The 20636-nt window shown below is 33.7% G+C and carries 13 protein-coding genes and 1 pseudogene; 10 read left to right on the top strand and 4 right to left on the bottom strand.

Features of this window, described 5'->3' with window-relative positions:
- A partial coding sequence (locus tag A9G48_RS06980; protein WP_141672974.1) for an autotransporter outer membrane beta-barrel domain-containing protein occupies positions 1–266 on the bottom strand: 266 nt, incomplete at its 3' end.
- A gap of 130 nt (positions 267–396) precedes the next feature.
- Positions 397–1263, bottom strand: coding sequence for a YicC/YloC family endoribonuclease (locus tag A9G48_RS06975; RefSeq protein WP_034946434.1), 867 nt, complete (start codon positions 1261–1263; stop codon positions 397–399).
- A 159-nt stretch (positions 1264–1422) separates the two neighbouring features.
- Between A9G48_RS06975 and rph the strand changes: the two genes are divergently transcribed.
- The 10 genes and pseudogenes from rph to A9G48_RS06925 all read left to right on the top strand — a co-directional run bounded on the left by rph (position 1423) and on the right by A9G48_RS06925 (position 17512).
- On the top strand, positions 1423–2139 hold the full coding sequence (gene rph / locus A9G48_RS06970) for a ribonuclease PH (RefSeq protein WP_034946435.1): 717 nt from the start codon (positions 1423–1425) through the stop codon (positions 2137–2139).
- Positions 2140–2152: 13 nt separating this feature from the next.
- A complete protein-coding gene (gene pyrE, locus A9G48_RS06965) occupies positions 2153–2800 on the top strand; it encodes an orotate phosphoribosyltransferase (protein WP_034946438.1) in 648 nt (215 codons plus the stop codon).
- A 285-nt stretch (positions 2801–3085) separates the two neighbouring features.
- Positions 3086–4870: a DUF262 domain-containing protein gene (locus A9G48_RS06960; RefSeq protein WP_034946440.1), complete on the top strand. Its 1785-nt coding sequence runs from the start codon at positions 3086–3088 to the stop codon at positions 4868–4870.
- Positions 4871–5538: 668 nt separating this feature from the next.
- Complete coding sequence (locus A9G48_RS06955) at positions 5539–7080, top strand: type I restriction-modification system subunit M (RefSeq protein WP_065576000.1); 1542 nt, start codon at positions 5539–5541, stop codon at positions 7078–7080.
- Positions 7077–8270 carry a restriction endonuclease subunit S gene (locus A9G48_RS06950; RefSeq protein WP_065575997.1) on the top strand — a complete coding sequence of 398 codons (1194 nt, stop codon included), beginning with the start codon at positions 7077–7079 and terminating at the stop codon, positions 8268–8270. Before A9G48_RS06955 ends, A9G48_RS06950 begins: the two co-directional genes overlap by 4 nt.
- 17 nt (positions 8271–8287) lie before the next feature.
- Entirely contained in the window at positions 8288–9415 is a 1128-nt protein-coding gene (locus tag A9G48_RS06945; RefSeq protein ID WP_065575996.1) for an AAA family ATPase, read from the top strand.
- Positions 9416–9427: 12 nt separating this feature from the next.
- Complete coding sequence (locus tag A9G48_RS06940; protein WP_065575995.1) at positions 9428–12535, top strand: type I restriction endonuclease subunit R; 3108 nt, start codon at positions 9428–9430, stop codon at positions 12533–12535.
- A gap of 259 nt (positions 12536–12794) precedes the next feature.
- Positions 12795–13802: pseudogene (locus tag A9G48_RS06935) on the top strand (aldo/keto reductase).
- 388 nt (positions 13803–14190) lie between these two features.
- Complete coding sequence (locus A9G48_RS06930) at positions 14191–16062, top strand: glucose PTS transporter subunit IIA (RefSeq protein WP_034946448.1); 1872 nt, start codon at positions 14191–14193, stop codon at positions 16060–16062.
- A 13-nt stretch (positions 16063–16075) separates the two neighbouring features.
- Positions 16076–17512, top strand: a complete 1437-nt coding sequence (locus A9G48_RS06925; protein ID WP_034947005.1) for a 6-phospho-beta-glucosidase — start codon at positions 16076–16078, stop codon at positions 17510–17512.
- A gap of 135 nt (positions 17513–17647) precedes the next feature.
- Here the strand turns inward: A9G48_RS06925 and dinB are convergent, their stop codons facing one another.
- Both dinB and cptA read right to left on the bottom strand, forming a co-directional pair.
- Positions 17648–18703, bottom strand: coding sequence for a DNA polymerase IV (gene dinB / locus A9G48_RS06920; RefSeq protein ID WP_065575994.1), 1056 nt, complete (start codon positions 18701–18703; stop codon positions 17648–17650).
- Positions 18704–18787: 84 nt separating this feature from the next.
- Positions 18788–20494, bottom strand: a complete 1707-nt coding sequence (gene cptA / locus A9G48_RS06915; protein WP_034946454.1) for a phosphoethanolamine transferase CptA — start codon at positions 20492–20494, stop codon at positions 18788–18790.
- Between the last annotated feature and the right edge of the window lie 142 nt (positions 20495–20636).

The following is a 20636-nucleotide window of genomic DNA, read 5'->3' as shown; positions in this document are numbered from 1 at the left end:
TCAACATGTTTACCATTAATTTTTGCTTCCGGTGAAGAAGAATCATACAACCAGTTGGCTTCTATAAATGGTAATACTCCATAGCCTTCTTTAGTGCTTTGACCATAGAATCTTGCACCTAAACGCATTTGTACTCCATCACCATTAACATTACTTACTTCGCCTTGTGTGCCTAACTTAAAGTTGTGGCTGTCTGACCAGGTATAGCCTAACTGAGCATGTGGTTCAAGTAACCAATTCTTAACTAAACCTTCATGAAGAACCAAACCATAACCAGCTTCCGCTAATACTATAGTTGCCTTGCATTATTAAATACATAATTTTCCCAATATAAATTCAAAATTTATGTATTTAAATCAAAGAAATTTTATAATTAAAATAGTTTAACAAAACTATTTATTCAATATTTTGCACTTGCTCACGTATCTGCTCAATAAGGACTTTTAACTCAATAGCACTAGCTGTGACGTCAGCATTAATTGATTTTGATGCAATCGTGTTTGATTCACGATTAAACTCTTGCATCATAAAATCTAACCTACGACCTACTGCTTCGTTTTTCTTTAATATCGAGTAGGTTTCTTTAACATGCGTCATTAAGCGATCTAACTCTTCTGCAACATCAATACGTTGAGCCATCAAAACAATTTCCTGTTCAAGACGAGAATTGTCCAATTCAATATTGGCTTCATCTAATTTGGCCTTTAACCGTTCCTTTTGCCATTCAAGTATTTGTGGCATCGCTTGACGAATTTTATCCACTTGCTGAGCAATGCCTTCTAGACGCAGGACAATATGGTCACAAAGAGCCTTACCTTCACGTTCACGGACGGTAATAAATTCATCTATTGCTGATTCTAATAGAACTAGAATTTCTTGTGATATTGTGTCTAAATTTTGTTCTTTGGCTGATAAAACTCCTGGCCAACGCAATACATCTATAGGATTTATTTCACCTGATTTATACTCTGTCTGTACCCAATTAGCTGCATTAAGAATTTGTTTTGCTAAATCTTTATTTAAAGATAGTTCTTGATGTTGCAATTCTGAACCTAATTCAAATCTTAAAGTACATTCGATTTTACCACGTGTTAAGCGCTTACGAAGGCGTTCACGGACAAGCGGCTCAAGTGAACGAAACTGTTCCGGCAAACGGGTATAAGTTTCTAAATAGCGTTGGTTGACCGAACGCATCTCCCAAGAAGCATTACCCCAAGGTTGGTTTAGTTCTTTTCTGGCATAAGCGGTCATACTGGAAATCATATTTACTTCCTAAATTTTAAAAAACTTACTGGGCATTGTATCATATATTCTGTATAATGCGCTCTTAGCTTAGGCTAAACATCAACTATTTCTTGTTGATGTCCCCTTAAATAATTAGTTCAAAACGATATTTTTTAATTGTAACATCTGGAGAATTGCATGCGCCCGTCTGGTCGATCTGCGGAACAAATCCGCCCTATCAAAATAACCCGTCATTATACTAAGCATGCAGAAGGTTCTGTATTAGTTGAGTTTGGTGAAACTAAAGTACTTTGTAATGCCACTATTGATGAAGGTGTGCCGCGTTTTTTAAAAGGTCAAAACCAAGGTTGGGTAACCGCTGAATATGGTATGTTGCCTCGTGCAACCCATTCACGAACTCAACGCGAAGCGGCTAAAGGTAAGCAAACCGGTCGCACTATGGAGATTCAACGCCTTATTGCTCGTTCTCTACGTGCAATGGTCGACCTTAAATTATTAGGTGAATATACCATCACGTTAGATTGCGATGTTATTCAAGCAGATGGGGGCACTCGAACTGCGTCAATTACTGGTGCTTGTGTGGCACTAAATGATGCAATCAATAAAATGGTTACAGATGGTAAAATTAAGCAAAATCCAATTAAATCATTAGTTGCAGCTGTTTCTGTCGGTATTGTCGATGGCCAAGCAGTATGTGACTTAGAATACATAGAAGATTCAAACGCTGAAACCGATATGAATGTTGTTATGACTGGCGATGGTCGTATTATTGAAGTGCAAGGAACTGCTGAAGGCGAACCTTTTAGTCATGACGAATTATTAAAACTATTAGAGCTAGCAAAAAATGGCATCAAAACTATTATTGATGCACAAAAACAGGCCTTAAAAGATTAATTGGAGAGGATCGATGAAATCATACAAAAGTGAATTTATTGAATTTGCTTTAAATCGGCAAGCATTAAAATTTGGTGAATTCACATTAAAATCAGGACGTAAAAGCCCTTATTTTTTCAACGCCGGATTGTTTAATACTGGTAAAGATCTGGCTTTATTAGGTCGTTTTTATGCAGCCGCACTAATGGATGCTAATTTAGAATATGATGTCATTTTTGGTCCAGCATATAAAGGTATCCCTATTGTTTCATCAACCGTTGTTGCACTATCTGAACATCATAATGTTGACATTCCTTACTGTTTTAACCGTAAAGAAGCAAAAGATCATGGCGAAGGTGGTAATTTAGTAGGTAGTTCTATCTATCAACAGCGTGTTATGTTGGTCGATGATGTTATTACTGCCGGAACGGCTATTCGTGAATCAATGAACATATTGGCAGATAACCAATCTAAACTCGCTGGCGTACTGATTTGTCTAGACCGTCAAGAAAAAGGTCGAGGTGAACTCTCAGCAATTCAAGAAATTAAACAAGCTTATCATTGCGATGTAATTTCAATTATTACGCTTGATGATTTAATCCAGTACCTCTACAAAGATCCGGCTCGAAAAGATCAAGTAACGCAAGTTGAGGCTTATCGCTCTGAATATGGGATAAAGTAATAGCAATTACTTTTTTATCTTATAAACATTAAAGCATCGAAAGATGCTTTTTATTTTCATATTTTATCTATAAATTTTTTATTTTCAGTAAGATAAATTCCGCAATAAAGTAAAATAACTGCTTTTATTCTTTTAAGATTTAATCATCATATCAAGCCGTTTAAATTTTATTTATATTATTAATCATGATAATTAATTTATATGAAACAAGTAAATTGCTAGAATAATAACTAATAATCAAATGTTTTCAAATTAAATTAAATAGAAATATAAGTAGGTATAAATATGGAAGAATCTTTTAAACCCCGTAGTTTATCGATTAGTGAATTATTTGGTGATACAAAAAACCTTTATAAAATACCAAAGTATCAAAGACCTTATAAATGGGAAAGTGAACAAGTTGAACAGTTATGGGACGATATTTTAGAATCATATGAAAATGATGTACCAAATTACTTTCTTGGCTCTGTTATTACAGCAAATTCTTATGATGAACCTAATTCACCTTATATTGATGTTGTTGATGGACAACAAAGATTAACAACGTTAATGATACTATTTTGCGTTATACGTGATTATTTTCCGAATCTTAATCTACATGATAACTTAAATCCTCTATCTGTAAATATTGATATTATCCGTTCTGCAATAATTTTTAATAGCCGAGCTTCACGTTTAAGATTACACACTCATAGCTCTCATCAATCTGATTTTGAAGCGTATATTTTAAACGAGGGAGCAACAAAAATATTGCCTCCTCCATATAAATATCAAATTAAAAATGATCAAGAACCCAAATTCAAATTTATTAATACCGCACTAATTTTTAAAGAGAAATTAAATTCTTTACCTGAAAGTAAACTTGGAGAGTTAATTAATTACTTATTTTACCAAGTTAAAATTATACGTATCGATTGTACTAGCCGTGATTTCGCTATTAAATTATTTCAAGTGCTCAACAATAGAGGTTTAGATCTAACTTCTGCCGACTTAATAAAAAGTTTTTTATTAGAAAAACTTTATAAAAAATATAAAGATGATTTAACCACTTCAAAATTAAAAGAAGATAATTTTATGTCTGATTGGCGTGAAATGGAGCAGCTCATTAAACAATGTGACGATATAAGTTTAAATGATTTATTTATTATTTACGCACATTATTTATTAGGCTCAAATCAAAAAAAATCATTTACTGAAGAGCTACAAAACTTATTCGAAAATCAAGATCCTAATCAAGTCATAGCCTCATTAAAACAATTTGTTATTAATTATTACGAAAAAATATATTGTTCAAAAGATAAAAATATTTATTCGTTCCAATATTTGAGATGGAGTAATTATTGGAAAGCGATATTAATGACAGCCATTACAACAAATTATAAAGATTTCGATAAATTAGTTTTTGAACTAAGACGTTTTTATTATTTATATTGGATTGCGGGAAAAACATTATCCCAAGTAAAGCAGACTTCTTTTAATGTCATTAAAGCACTGAAAGAAAAAAAACATATCAATTATTTAAAAGCAATCTTTTCAAATAAATTAAATTCCGAAAAGATTTATGAACTAGCAATATCTCAGCTAACTTCTAATGTGGTTGATAAAGAAGCATGGATTAAACCTCTTTTGATTTTAATTGAATATGATCTAACCGATCAATCTAATCCTATCTTATTAAAACTTAATAATGACTTGCACCTTGAACATATATTACCTAAAAAATATAAGACTATTGCTGAATGGAATCATATAACCGAAGAAGTAAAAAACAGATGGTTACATAGTATTGCTAATCTAACACTATTAAGTGGTAAAAAAAATATTGATGCGAGTAATAATCCTTTCAATGTCAAAATGATTGTATATCAGGGTAGTCATACTAATAATACGACTGCTTTTCGCCTTTCCCAAAAAGTATTAGACGATTTTAATCAAAAAACATTTAATCAACAATGGCATGAAGATGCATTAAAAGATCGTTATAATTGGATACTTGCACGATTAGAAAAATTATTAGCTATAGATTTTACATTAGTAAAGCAGATTGACACCCCTAAATTGGCAAAATAATGATCAATCAGCTAATATGATGTGTAGAAATTATTTTCGTTAGTTACAGTAAATAATTAAGCTAGTGTAATAAATTTTCATAAAATAAAATTAACGCCATATCAACAACAAGCGATATGGCGATAATATCATAAAGAAAAAATCATTATTAATTTGACTAAAAACGTATTATGGTCAGTCATCCAACCATCTATAATACAGAAAGACCTCATGAAGTATTAACTAACATGACTCCTAAGCATATCCTTATATGTCTTTCTAAACTGCCTACACGGCAGTGAACTAGAAGCTAATATACTATCAATATAGTATGTAAAAAGGCAAATAGGTATTTAGGTTTTAAAAACCCTTTTTTTTGAGATAAATTTAATTTATTGATTTTATTGAATTTTAAAATATAGCTAAAAAAAGGGTTTTTGTTTTTAGATTTTGTTGCTTTGTTATTTTTTAAGATTTTCCAACTTTAAAGTTCAAAATACCCATTGGCTGAGTTTTTAATAAACGCCCCAGATGGAAAAATAACAACAAATCAGCTATGCTATAGCACCTATAACAGGTAGCTATAAAATGGCTAATATGAAAGTAAAAATCAGTGACTTTCTAATTAGGCTGCACCGATTTTTTATTTAGGAATTTTGAAAAATATGACATCTAATAACGCTAAATCAATTACCGAAACGCAACAACGCGATCAACTACAACGACAAATTTGGAAAATTGCCGACGAAGTCCGTGGTGCTGTCGATGGTTGGGATTTTAAGCAATATGTTTTAGGTTCTTTGTTTTATCGCTTTATTAGCGAAAATTTTGCCAATTATATTGAAGGTGGCGATGAGAGTATTGATTACAGCACATTATCAGACGATGTCATTACAGATGAAATAAAAAAAGACGCAATAAAAACCAAAGGTTATTTTATTTATCCTAGCCAACTATTTTGTAAAATGGTAGCAAAAGCTAATACCAATCCAAGTTTAAATACCGACTTGGCAAATATTTTTAATGCGATTGAAAGCTCAGCCATTGGTTACCCTTCAGAAAGCGATATTAAAGGATTATTTGCCGATTTTGATACCACCAGTAACCGATTAGGTAATACGGTTGCAGATAAAAACAGACGGTTAGCCGCAGTACTTAATGGTGTTGCCGAGCTTGATTTTGGCGATTTCGCAGACAATAAAATCGATCTGTTCGGCGATGCTTATGAGTATTTGATTTCTAATTATGCCTCGAACGCCGGTAAATCAGGTGGTGAATTTTTTACGCCACCGAATGTGTCGAAATTAATCTCACAATTAGCCTTACATAATCAAAAAAAGGTTAATAAAATCTATGACCCGGCGGCTGGTTCGGGTTCTTTATTGTTACAAGCGAAAAAACAGTTTGATGAACATATTATTGAGGATGGATTCTTCGGTCAAGAGATTAATCATACCACCTATAACCTTGCTCGAATGAATATGTTTTTACACAATATCAACTATGATAAATTTGAAATTGCTTTAGGGGACACGCTACTTAATCCAAAATTTGGCGACGAAAAGCTATTTGATGCAATCGTTTCTAATCCACCCTATTCAATTAAATGGATTGGCAGTGATGATCCAACCTTAATCAATGATGACCGATATGCGCCTGCTGGCGTACTAGCACCAAAATCGAAAGCCGATTTTGCCTTTATTATGCATGCACTAAGTTATTTGTCCGAGCGAGGGCGAGCGGCAATTGTTACCTTTCCGGGGATATTTTATCGTAGTGGTGCGGAGCAAAAAATTCGTAAATATTTGGTCGATAATGATTTTGTTGAAACCGTAATCTCGCTCGCACCAAACTTATTTTATGGCACATCGATTGCGGTTAATATTTTAGTGCTTGCCAAAAATAAAACCGTCAAAACAACACAATTTATTGATGCCGGCAAACTCTTTAAAAAAGAGACCAATAATAATGTCCTCACTGATAAGCATATTCAAGAAATTATGCAAGTATTTGCCAGCAAGCAAGATATCGAATATTTTGCTAAATCAGTCGATAAGCAAACCATTGCGGAAAATGATTATAATCTATCGGTCAGTTCGTATGTTGAAGCCAAAGATACCCGTGAAGTGATTGATATCGCCAAGCTTAATGCCGAAATAAAAGATACCGTAGCTAAAATTGATAGTTTACGTTCCCAAATTGATGCAATTGTGGCGGAGATTGAGGGATGAATAAGAGTAATAACATAACTGAGTTGCTAAAAGGTGTTGAGGTTTATTGGAAAGCTTTGAGCTCTGTTGCCCAATATGTTAGAGGGCTAACTTATAACAAAAAAAATGAAAGCAACAATAGCATAGGATATAAAGTACTACGTGCAAATAATATTACACTATCAAACAATACGCTAAATTTCAATGATGTTAAAATTATCAATTTGGATACCAAAGTTAAAGATACACAAAAACTTTATAAAAATGATATTTTAATAAGTGCTGCAAGTGGAAGCCGTGAACACGTTGGAAAAGTTGCTTTCATAACTAATGATATAGATTACTATTTCGGTGGTTTTATGGGCGTGATTAGAAGCTCAAACAAAATCAGCCCTCGTTATTTATTTCACATTTTAACAAGTGAAATTTTTCAAAATTATCTAAATGAAATGTTGAATAGCTCAACTATAAATAATTTAAGTTCAAAAATTATAGAAGGATTCCAAATTCCCATCCCCCCTCTACACATTCAAACCGAAATTGTCCGTATTTTAGACACATTCACAGCCCTCACAGCAGAGCTCACAGCAGAGCTCACAGCAGAGCTTACTACACGGCAAAAACAATACAACTATTATCGGAATAAATTGTTGACCTTTAAAGAAGATGAGGTTGAGTGGAAATTAATAAGTGAATTTGCTTCTTTAAAAAGAGGGATTCGTGTTACTAGAAACCAATTGTCACAAAAAAATGGTTATCATGTTTACCAAAATAGTTTAACTCCTTTAGGTTATTACGAAAAAGCTAATACTCAAGAAAATACAACATTTATAATAAGCGCTGGTGCAGCAGGAGAAATTGGTTATAGTTCGGAAAAATTTTGGGCTGCCGATGACTGTTTTTATTTTGAATGCTCCAGAAATTTATTAAATAGATATTTATTTTATGTATTAAAAAACAAACAGGAATATATTTCATCTCAAGTAAGAAGATCAAGTATTCCTAGACTACCACGAGCGATTATTGAAAAATTAAAAATCCCCATTCCCCCACTCAAGGAACAAGCCCGTATTGTTGAAATCCTAGATAAATTCGATGCGCTCACCAACTCAATCACGGAGGGTTTACCGCGTGAGATTGCCTTACGCCAAAAACAGTACGAGTACTATCGGAATTTATTATTGAACTTTCCTAAGATGGAAGATAAATAACACAAGATAATCAGAATATGAATAATACACTGATAAATATTGCTGAGCAGATTGATAGAAACGCCCAAAGCACCCCAAAAGGGAAAAAGGGAAACAAAGCTCAATTGATTTATGCCTTTAACGGCACCGGTAAAACACGTTTATCGCAAGCGTTTAAAGAATTCATTGTATCGCAGAATAAAGCGGATGAAGAAGACAGTAGTGCCTTAACACGGCATAAGATTCTTTACTATAACGCATTTACTGAAGATTTATTTGTCTGGGATAACGATAAATATCAGCAAGGCGAGCATCAGCTAAGCATACAAACCAATTCATTTACTGACTGGATTTTGAAAGACCAAGGACAAGACCAAAATATTGTTCGTTACTTTCAATCCTATACTCACCAAAGATTACTGCCGCATTTCAATGAGGATTTTTCTGCTATTACTTTTTCGCTGGCAGGAGATAATGAGCAGCGTATGGATAATATTAAAATATCCAAAGGAGAAGAAAGTAATTTAATTTGGAGTATTTTTTTCACCTTGATTAGTTTGGTGATTGCAGAGCGCAATATTGCGGAAGAAAGCGAGCGTTCCACTAATGAATTTGACCATTTACGCTATATTTTTATTGATGATCCCGTCAGTTCGTTGGACGAAAATCATCTTATCCAATTGGCGGTAGATATTGCCCAATTAATCACATCCAGTAAATCTAAAATTAAATTTATTATTACGACCCATAATCCACTGTTTTATAATGTGCTTTATAATGAATTGAAGTTGTCAAACGGTTATATTCTAAGACGATTAGCTGATGGCTATTTTGAACTAGAAGAAAAAAAAGGCGATTCAAACCACAGTTTTTCCTATCATCTGTATTTAAAACAGTTGCTGCAACAAGCGATTAAGGAAAATAAAATTGAAAAATATCATTTTACCCTATTACGTAACTTATATGAAAAAACCGCTGGTTTTTTAGGCTATCAGCAATGGTCAGAATTATTGCCTGACAATAAACAGGCTTATTTAACACGAATTATTAATTTTACAAGTCATTCAAAATTATCCAATGAAATGCCCCCTGAACCTTCCGAGCCTGAAAAGCAGATTGTTGCCTTTTTACTGAATCATTTACTCAAAAATTATAATTTTAAATAGCTGGAATAGACTATGACGACTTATACAAAACCAATTGCCGAAACCAATAGCTATATTATTTTAGATAACTACAACAAACTTGAAGAATCAGCAGCTGTTTATCAGACTGAAACGGATTTAGAAAATGAATTTATTCATGATTTAGCTCGACAAGGTTATGAATACTTACCAAATTTAAATACACATGAAAAGTTATTAGCCAATATTCGTGAGCAGTTGCAAACACTAAACAAAATGCAATTTACGGATGATGAATGGCAACGTTTTGTATTAGAGTATTTGGATAAACCCAATGAATCGATGATCGATAAAAGTCGCAAAATCCACCACGATCATATTTACGATTTTGTTTTTGATGATGGTCATATCCAAAATATCAAACTGTTAGATAAAAAAGATGTCGCTAATAATAAATTACAAGTTATCCATCAATTTCAGCAAACAGGTAATTATGCAAATCGTTATGATGTGACTATTTTAGTGAATGGCTTGCCGCTTGTTCAAGTTGAACTAAAAAAGCGTGGTATTGCTATTCGTGAAGCCTTTAATCAAGTGCATCGCTATAGTAAAGAGAGCTTTAATCAAGACAATTCACTATTTAAATATCTACAACTGTTTGTTATATCAAATGGTACCGATACGCGTTATTTTGCTAACACGACTAAACGTGACAAAAATAGCTTTGATTTTACAATGAATTGGGCGAATGTTAAAAACGAGCCGATAAAAGATCTAAAAGACTTTACCGCAACCTTTTTTGCCAGCCGCACGCTATTAAATGTGTTACTGACTTATTCGGTGCTTGATGTAAATGACACATTGTTAATTATGCGCCCTTACCAAATCGCCGCCACCGAGCGTATATTATGGCAAATCATTAGCGCTTATCATGCCAAAAAGTGGAGTAGCTTACAAAGTGGTGGCTTTATTTGGCACACAACAGGTTCCGGCAAAACACTAACCAGCTTTAAAACAGCACGGTTAGCGACAGAATTAGAATTTATTGATAAAGTTTTTTTTGTGGTGGATCGTAAAGATCTGGATTATCAAACCATGAAAGAGTATCAAAAGTTTTCAAAAGATAGTGTGAATGGTTCAAATAGTACCGCTGGGCTTAAGCGCAATATTGAGAAAACCGATAATAAAATTATTGTTACTACCATTCAAAAACTCAATAACTTGATCAAAAGCGACGATAGCTTAGCGATCTATGATAAACATGTGGTATTTATTTTTGATGAAGCGCACCGCTCCCAGTTTGGCGAAGCTCAAAAAAACTTAAAGCGTAAATTTAAAAAGTACTACCAATTTGGTTTCACCGGTACGCCGATTATGCATACTAACGCAATCGGAACGCAAACCACAGAGGATGTTTTTGGTCGTGAACTGCACGCTTATGTATTAACCGATGCAATTCGTGACGAAAAGGTGCTAAAATTTAAAGTTGACTATAATGATGTGCGCCCTAATTTTAAATCGATAGAGCAAGAACAAAATCTCGAAAAACTTAGCGCTGCTGAAAACAAAAAAGCATTGCTCCACCCAAACCGTATTGAGCAAATCACACAATATATTCTGAATAATTTTAAACAAAAAACCCATCGATTAATGGGTAAAAGTAAAGGATTCAATGCCATGTTTGCTGTGAGTAGTGTCGATGCAGCTAAGCTCTATTATGAATCATTCAAAAAATTACAAAAAGGTGCAAATCAGCCATTAAAAATAGCTACGATATTTTCTTATTCTGCTAATGAAGAACAAGATGCACAAGGTAATTTTGCTGATGAAAGTTTTGAAATAGATGCCTTAAATCAAAGTGCTAAAGAGTTTTTAGCTTCTGCGATATCAGATTATAATCAGATGTTTAAAACTAACTTTGATGTCAGTAGCGATCAATTTCAAAACTATTATCGCAATTTGTCTTTAAAAGTAAAAAATCAAGAAGTCGATCTATTAATTGTCGTTGGTATGTTCCTTACTGGCTTTGATGCCCCAACACTTAATACCCTATTTGTTGACAAAAACCTGAGGTATCATGGGTTAATTCAAGCCTTTTCACGCACCAATCGTATCTATAATGCTACCAAAACCTTTGGTAATATTGTGGCGTTTCGTGATTTAGAACAAGCAACCATTGATGCAATAAAAACATTTGGTAAAAGTAATACTCGTGAAGTAGTGTTAGAAAAAAGCTTTAAAGAATACATGGAAGGGTTTACTGATAAAAATTCAGGTAATTTCCACAATGGCTATCTAGCCATCGTTGCCGAGTTACAAGAAAAGTTCCCACGCCCTGATGAAATTGTCAAAGAAAAAGATAAAAAAGAGTTTGTTAAATTATTTGGTGAGTACTTACGTGCTGACAATATATTACAAAATTATGATGAATTTGTTGCATTAAAGGATTTCCAACAATTAGATATGAAAGATGCGCAGGCGGTTTTAGCGTTTAAAAACAAGCATTATGTGACCGATGAAGATCTGCAAAAAATGCAAGCAGTTAAACTACCGACTGACCGCGCAATTCAAAATTACCGTTCAACTTATAATGATATTCGTGATTGGCTACGCAGAGAAAAACAAGCCAATCAACAAGATCAACAAAGCATTGACTGGGATGATGTGGTTTTCGAAATTGATCTACTAAAATCACAAGAGATCAATCTGGATTATATTCTTGAGTTAATTTATGAACAAAATAAACAAGAAAAAACCAAACAAGACATTGTCGAAAATGCTAAGCAATTAATTCGATCAAGCTTAGAAAATCGTGCTAAAGAAGAGCTAGTTGTTGAGTTTATAAAACAAACTGATCTTGATGCTATTCCAGATAAAGCCTCGATTATTGATGCGTTTTTCTTGTATGCACAGCAAGAATTACAGGTAGAGCTTAATTCCTTAATTGAAGAGGAAAATTTAAATGAAGCGGCTACAAAACGCTATATCGCCTCGTCACTAAAACGAGCATATGCAACCGAAAATGGCACAGAGCTAAACGAAATTTTACCGAAGATGAGCCCACTCAATCCACAATATTTAATCAAAAAACGCCGCGTTTTTGAAAAAATAGCAACAATGGTTGAAAAATTTAAAGGTGTTGGTGGCAGCGATAACATCTAATTATTAACGATAAAGGGCATGGAATTATGCATTTACTTTACCCTGCCCTATAAATAATCAAGCAATATGGTTTGCTATAATCTGCCATGTCTTAATTTAATATATGTTTTAATTTAATAGATGAAGTTCTTATCCATTCTATTTTTTGTAAAAAAATGATCAATATCACATTAGCCCGCATTCAAACTCACTATAAAAATAAAAGCACAATATAATAAGGTGCATTAGTGTTTTCTGTTTTAAATAGAGGAAAGTGATTATGCAATACACTAAACTGGGTAATAGTGATTTAACTGTCTCGAGAATTTGTTTAGGTTGTATGGGATTTGGCGATCCTACAACAGGCATTCACAACTGAACACTAAATGAATCAGAAAGCAGTAAAATTATTGGATATGCTCTTGAGCAAGGTATTAATTTTTTCGACACTGCAATTGCTTACCAAAATGGCTCAAGCGAAAAATATGTTGGCAAAGCATTACGCTATATGAGTAAACGTGATGAGGTAGTCATAGCAACAAAATTTTTATCTCGCACAGCTGAGCAAATAGCTAATGGCATAACTGGGCAACAAGCTATCAACCAATCACTCAACCAAAGCCTAAAAAATTTGGGGGTGGATTACGTCGATCTTTATATTTATCACTATTGGGATTACAACATACCTATATTAGAAGTCCTTGAAACTCTTCATCAAAATATTCAGGCAGGCAAAATCCGTGCAATTGGCATTTCGAACTGTTATGCATGGCAACTGGCAAAAGCAAACACCATAGCAAAATATGAAGGCTTAACACCGTTTGTTTCAATTCAAAGTCACTATAACTTAATTATGCGTGAAGATGAGCGAGAATTATTTGGATTATGCCAAGAAGATAATATTGCCATAACACCTTATAGTGCACTTGCAAGCGGTCGCCTTGCTCGCCCATATAATACCCATACTTTACGTGCTAATAATGACAGCTATGCTAAAAAGAAATATGATAAAACCGCAGAACAAGACAATTTAATCATCGTTCGAATTGCAGAAATTGCTGAACAACGCCAAGTATCGATGACCGAAGTTTCATTAGCCTGGCTATTGACTAAAGTCACAGCACCCGTTGTTGGTGTAACCAAAAAACAACAAGTTCAAGATGCCGTAAAAGCCCCCCAATTGCAATTAAGCAATGACGAACTTAACTACTTAGAAGAGCTATCCCTGCCACACCAATTTGTTGGTATCATGGCTGACAACAAACCACCGATAAAAAAAGTTAATTAATTTAGATAGAGTGGCGCTATCGAAAATAATAATTAGTGCCTATTTACCGATAATTTTATAACAGTGTAGCGCTGTGTTTTGAGTATGGTAAGTGGCTTATTTTGAGTGATTTTGTATGCAAAATCTTGCATTTTCATAATGGTAAATAATTTTCGAGAAATCAAAAAGCTCACCAGATGAGGTATAAAATATTTCTTCAACGCTTTGATATTTAATTATTTATATTTCTTTTTATTCGCCCAATAATTTATATATTATTTTATATAGTTTCTATTAAGTTAAATAGTATAAAAATAAGATCTAGATCACAAACAATATAATTGTTAATTAACAATTTTGAAATTGTCTATAAGATGAACTTACTAAATTGCTTTTAAGGAGTTTATGGATGTCATCAAAAATTAGAGATTATAACAAGTTAGCTGTTGATATTTTAAATGAGTTAGGTGGTGAGAAAAATATTGTTACCGTCGCTCGTTGTGCAACACGTCTTCGTCTTGTGACCCAAATTACACCAGAGCATGCAAAAGAAAACATAGCTAAATTACCAGGTGTTATTACCGTTGTTGAGAAAGGTGGTCAAATCCAAGTTGTAATAGGTACAAACGTCGATAAAGTCTACAATGCTTTTATTCAGCTGGTTAATACCGATAACAAAATCAAAACAAGTAATGATAACAACATCTTAAATCAAATTATTGCAACAATGTCAGCTGTATTCGCTCCCTTTGTCTATATTTTAGCCGCATCAGGTATTTTGCAAGGCATCTTGATTTTAATTAAATTGGCATCCCCTGAATTAGAAAAAACTGGAACCTTTGGAGTATTCAATTTCATCTCTTGGGCACCTTTTTTCTTTTTACCTATCTTTATTGCTATTACTGCTTCTCAGCATTTTCGTTGTAACTTATATATCGCTGTTGCTTGTTGTGCAGCGCTGTTATCACCAACATGGACTGAGTTTGCAAAACTAATAAGCGAAGGGCAAAAAATTGATCTATTTGGTATTGCGCTATCGCAAACCACTTATGCTTCAACCGTTTTACCACCACTATTTTTAGTTTGGTTACTCTCTTATTTAGAACGATTTTTAGAGCCTAGACTGCACAGCATTATAAAACCCGTTTTATTGCCATTATTTAGTCTTGTCATTATGGTACCTTTAACATTACTTGTTGTTGGTCCATTAACCGCAAATGGTGCGCAATATATCGCTAACGGTTATAATTGGTTTGTCAGTCTAGCACCTTCAATAGCTGGTGGGATTATTGGAGCCGTTTGGCAAGTCTTTGTTATTTTTGGTGTGCATTGGGGGATCACACCTGTTATCGTCGAAAACTTTAAGCAGTATGGTCAAGATTCTTTCCAAGCTTTCCAAACCATTGCCGTTATTGGTCAAGTTGGTGCAGCATTAGGTTTTTATTTAAAAACCAAAACGCAAGAGATGAAAGGTATTTCGTTATCGGCTTTTATCACTGGCTTATTCGGTATAACCGAACCTGCTATTTATGGTGTTAACTTACGCTTTAAAAAACCATTTATTTATGGTTGTATTTCTGCATCTTGTGGTGGTATTGTGGCAGGATTTTTTGCTCCTCACTATGTTGCTTACGCTGGTTTACCAGGTCCATTAACTATCGTTAATGCAATTAGCCCAAATAATCCTGGTTCATTTATTGGCGTGTTGATTGGTGCGCTTATTGCTCTTTTAGGACCTGTATTGTTAATCCAACTATTTGGTACTGGTGAAACAGTGCAAGATGCTGCTGTTGTTGAAAATGATAACCCTAAAATTCTTCTTGATGAGGTTAATATTACTAGCCCGATGACAGGCCATGCTTTACCACTGAGTGAAGTGCCCGATCCTGCTTTTTCACAAAAACTCATGGGTGAAGGGATTGCCATTGAGCCTACTGATAATCACGTTTATGCACCTTTCGATGCCGAGGTAACTGCGGTATTTGAAAATTCCAAACATGCTATTGGGTTAACATTAGATAATGGCGTTGAATTATTAATTCATGTGGGGATTGATACGGTTAATTTGACTAATAACGAGTTTGCATATCATGTTGAATTACACCAAAAAGTGAAAAAAGGTGATCAACTAATCAGCTTCAATCCTGAGGCAATAAAACAAGCAGGCTACCCACTAATCACCCCAATTATTATTGTTAATACCGATCAATACCAATTCATTTCATTAACGGATAAAACAGAAGTGACAGTTGATGATATCATATTTAACATTAAGCAATAACAAGGAATCAAAAATGACTAAAAAACCATTTTTATGGGGCGGTGCTTTAGCCGCTCACCAATTTGAAGGTGGCTGGAACGAAGGCGGCAAAGGACCAAGCGTAGTTGATGTCATGACAGCAGGTGCGCATGGCGTAGCAAGACAAATCACTCAAGATATTGAACCTGATAAGTTTTACCCAAACCATACGGCCATTGATTTTTATCATCATTATAAAGATGATATCAAACTCTTTGCTGAATTAGGTCTTAAATGTTTACGCACGTCAATTGCTTGGACACGCATTTTTCCAAAAGGTGATGAGCTTGAACCAAATGAAGAAGGCCTGCGCTTTTATGATAATGTTTTTGATGAGCTCATTGCTCATGGCATAGAGCCTGTTATCACGCTATCACATTTTGAAATGCCATTACATATAGCTCGCCATTATGGTGGTTTTAGAAACCGTAAAACAGTAGAATTTTTTGAACGTTTTGCGACAGCATGTTTTGAGCGTTATAAAAATAAAGTTAAATACTGGATGACATTTAACGAAATCAATAATCAAATGGATACTAGTAATCCTATCTTCTTTTGGACTAACTCGGGCGTGCAAGTTAAACCTGGCGAAAATCCGCAAGAAGTTCTATACCAAGTCGCTCATTATGAACTTTTAGCAAGTGCCAAAGCAGTCATTGCCGGTAAAAAAATCAATCCTGATTTTCAAATTGGTTGTATGGTATCGCATGTGCCAATTTATCCATATTCTTGTAATCCTGAAGATATGATGGCTTCAGAAATTGCTATGCATCAACGCTTCTTCTTCCCTGATGTTCACGTTCGCGGTTACTATCCAGCTTATGCATTAAAAGAATTTGAGCGTGAAGGCTATAAACTCGATATTACTGAAGAAGATTTAGGTTATTTGAAAAAAGGTACGGTTGATTACATTGGCTTTAGCTATTATATGTCAACCGTTGTGAAAGCGGATGCCAAAAATGATAATCGTGACAACATAGTTAACGGTGCACTACCTAATGCAGTTGAAAATCCTTATATAAAAAGCAGTGATTGGGGTTGGCCAATTGATCCTGAAGGTTTACGTTATACACTTAATCGTCTGTATGATCGATATCAATTACCGCTATTTATTGTCGAAAATGGCTTTGGTGCAATTGATGAACTCGAAAACGGTAATCAAATACACGATAAACCACGTATTGAATACTTAGGTGCCCATATCAAAGCTATGCAAACCGCTATAGATTATGATGGTGTTGATGTAATGGGTTACACTGCTTGGGGGATTATTGATGTTGTATCATTCACTACTGGCGAAATGAAAAAACGTTATGGCGTAATTTATGTTGATCGTGACAATGAAGGAAATGGTAGTATGAAACGTTATAGAAAAGACTCATTTGAATGGTATAAAAAAGTCATTAGCACCAATGGTGAAAGTTTAAAATAAGTAGATTATATAGCTGTAATAATGTTCATTAGAGGGTGCTATCAGATTCAATAGCACCTTCCTTAAATTTAAATATAATAAAATAACTATTGATAAAAGGTAATTAATAAATATTTTTCATGTAGTTATATAAAACTAAAAGTTAAATATCAATTGCTTATCTAGCTGAGGATCGATTAAAGTAACATGAAAGCCAATTAACCGCACGCCCCTTTCATTACGCCTTTCATGCCAAACTTTGTAAGCCTGATCGATTAAATCTTGCTTATCAAGCTTAGCCCAAATATGTTCTTGCGTAGTAAGCTGAAAATCATCAAACTTAAATTTGACACCTTGCCTAGCTATAGACAAATCCGCACGCACTTTACTTAACCGTTTTTCAAGCTCTTCAAATAATGGTTCGAACTGCAATAAACACTCTTCCCAACGATGAATGTCATTCGTTAAGGTCCGCTCTACCCCAACTGATTTACGTTGCCTATCATTACAGACTTCACGTTCATCAATACCTTGACATCTCTCGTACAATACACGACCAAACTTACCAAATTGATTGAGTAATTTAGTTAAATCATACTTAACAACATCTCTACATGTAAATAACCCTAATTCTGCTAATTTTTTTTCAGTAACTTTACCTACACCAGGAATTTTTTTTAGTGGCAATTGTTCAATAAATGTATCAACTTCTTCTGGTGGAATAACATATTGGCCATTAGGTTTATTCATATCGGACGCAATTTTTGCCAAAAATTTAAGTGGTGCTGCGCCTGCCGATGCGGTTAATTCCAATTCATTAAAAATAGTTTGACGAATATCTTGAGCAATAAGCGTTGCTGAACCATAGCAAAGTTTACATTTTGTCACATCCAGATAAGCTTCATCAAGAGACAACGCTTCAATTGCATTGGTATAACGTTTAAATATTTGGTGGATTTGATTCGAAACTTCTTTGTAAACAGCATGCCGCCCCGGTATTACTTTAAGATTAGGACATAGCTTTAGCGCTTGTGACATTGACATCGCACTATGAACTCCATATTGACGAGCTAAATAATTGGCGGTAGCAACCACACCACGCTTACGAGGATCCCCACCTACCGCAATAGGCATATTACGATACTGGGGATTATCTCTCATTTCAACAGCAGCATAGAAACAATCCATATCAACATGAATAATTTTTCGCATAACCTGTTTTCATTGCACTTAAAAAAAACAACTGTATATATATACAATATCATATTTCAAATATGTGTGTAAACTGGGTATTAGCTACTTCTCTAATTTATCAAAATCGATTAAACCTTTTTTATCATATGGATCACCTATCCAGCGTATGGATTCATAGAAATTAGGATTAACTAAACTTTTTTGAGGTATGAATAAGTTATAACTTAATCCGGCTAAATCAGACCATGTATGAATCAAATCTTGAGTACTAAATTTCCGATTAACATAGTCTTGATAATTATTTGGGTGGGTTGCAATCCATTGTGGCGATTCCCAAAGCATAAAAGGAACTGTATACATCGTTCTAGTGGGTGATTTTTCATTACGACCTAAAACGTCATGTGGCGGTGTTTCATAAACATCTTCACCATGATCAGAAAAATACAATATAAAGCCATTTTCTTTACTATTCTTAAATAAATTAAATAATGTAGTTGTAACGTAATCATTGTAACTTACCGCATTATCATAACTATTGTAAACAGGTACTTTACTTTCATCAATATTAAACGGTATGCTTGTTTTACCTTTAAAACGGTTATGCTCACCATTTTTAGGATAACGGAATTCATACTTCATATGAGTACCAAGAAGATGTATAACAATAAATTTCTTTTCAGTTGGATCAGCTAATACTTCTTTAAATGGCTCAAATACAGACTGATCATATTGTCTTGAACTTTGATTACGGTCGTTATTCATATAATACTGTTTGTCGGTTTGTTTAGAAAACATAGTCAACATTGTATTACGTTCAGTTATAGTTTGTTGATTAGTAATCCAAAAGGTTTTGTATCCTGCTTGTTTCATTAGATGAATCAATGAAGGAGTCTTAAGATATAAATCAGGGTGCTGCTCATCAGCAAAGGTTAGGGCTTGTTGTAAAATTTCAATCGTATAAGGTCTTGATGAAACTACATCATTAAATACAACTAAATTAGGATTTTCTTTTTTAAATTGTTCTATTTTTGGGGTAGTATTTCTCCCATAACCATAAAGCCCCATTCTATTGCGAGTTGTTGATTCACCTATGACCAAAACTAACGTCCTTGGAGTATTACCATTTTTATCTTTCAGATTTTCCAATGGCGGTAATGATTCTAAATGCTCTAAAATATGCTCCATATTATTCAACTGCGAGCGATAAGCCCAATAACTGCAAATCAGTTGCCATGGAACTGTTGTTTCCATACGTGTTAATAAATGAGCACCAGCTTTTTCAAAAGATGAATTTTTGACAACTACACTAATGACTAACGGCATTAACGCATAAATAGCAATAAATGAAGATATTAGCCATTTTGTCGTATTTTTAACATAAATCGGCTCTACTTTTTTCCATAGATATATACCGATGGATACATAAATAATTAATACTAAAATTAATTGGACATTTAAATATTGCTGAATAAATTCATGTGACTCATTGAAGTTTGATTCAGCCATAACAAATAAAACACTCTGTGAAAACTCTTGCCTATAAATAGTAAAATAACCAACGGGAATCAGTGATAATCCACCAACAACTAATCCATAAACAGTTGCAATTTTTTTCGTATATTTAGGAAAAATGAAAACAGGAATAAGCCAAATTAAACTATAGATAATTGAATCGCGCAGCCCTATCGCATTAGAATGCCCAGAAAAGAAAATATATAATTGTAATGCACAAGAAAAATAAGTAAAAAATAAAATAACAAAAATAAGAGTCGACCAACTAAATATCAAGTTTTCCTTTTGATTTTTCATAAATTATGATTAGTAATAATTATTTGTAGGTCGCTCTAGTATACTATCTATAGATTAATAAAACCTTAAAAAGAACTGATTAAATGATAAAATATTTTTTCAAAATATCTCTAATCATTAAATGATCACTTTTTATATTAAA

The organism is Gilliamella sp. wkB18, from assembly GCF_001690875.1.
GTDB classification, from domain to species: Bacteria; Pseudomonadota; Gammaproteobacteria; order Enterobacterales; family Orbaceae; genus Gilliamella; species Gilliamella apicola_A.
Note: the sequence above shows the minus strand (reverse complement) of the source record. Positions and strands in the feature narration are given on the sequence as shown.